The following is a 341-nucleotide window of genomic DNA, read 5'->3' as shown; positions in this document are numbered from 1 at the left end:
GCAGGAAGTCTTGCCGGATTATTATTATCCGTTGGAGCTGAAACATCCAGAGCAATATACACGTCCCGATATCTGAAGCGCAGAAATCCGGTACTGCATGATAAACTGCAAAATCTGGGAGATCTGGATCTTCTGTATTTTCTTGTTGAGGATATTGTAAAACCTTTCGAAACAGCGTGTATGGTCAGTGATAAGAATCCAGCAGAATTTAACAAAATATGTGAATATTTCTTTGGTGGATTATGAATATAAAACGAACATTACTCATCCTGCTTTCCCGTGTTATCAGAGGGGCTGGGATGGGATTAGGTGCTTCAGGTATCGCGCTGGCTGGTTGGTTC

The 341-nt window shown here is 41.9% G+C and carries 1 pseudogene (running past one end of the window); it reads left to right on the top strand.

The features are described 5' to 3' along the window. A pseudogene (locus VZP09_RS10085) lies at window positions 1-246 on the top strand (hypothetical protein); its annotated part reaches 26 nt to the left of the window's first position; the annotation flags it as partial. Window positions 247-341: the final 95 nt, after the last annotated feature.

Origin of the sequence: Klebsiella sp. EMBS2024, from assembly GCF_036233805.1 — a bacterium.
Classification (GTDB): domain Bacteria; phylum Pseudomonadota; class Gammaproteobacteria; order Enterobacterales; family Enterobacteriaceae; genus Klebsiella; species Klebsiella pneumoniae.
Note: the sequence above shows the minus strand (reverse complement) of the source record. Positions and strands in the feature narration are given on the sequence as shown.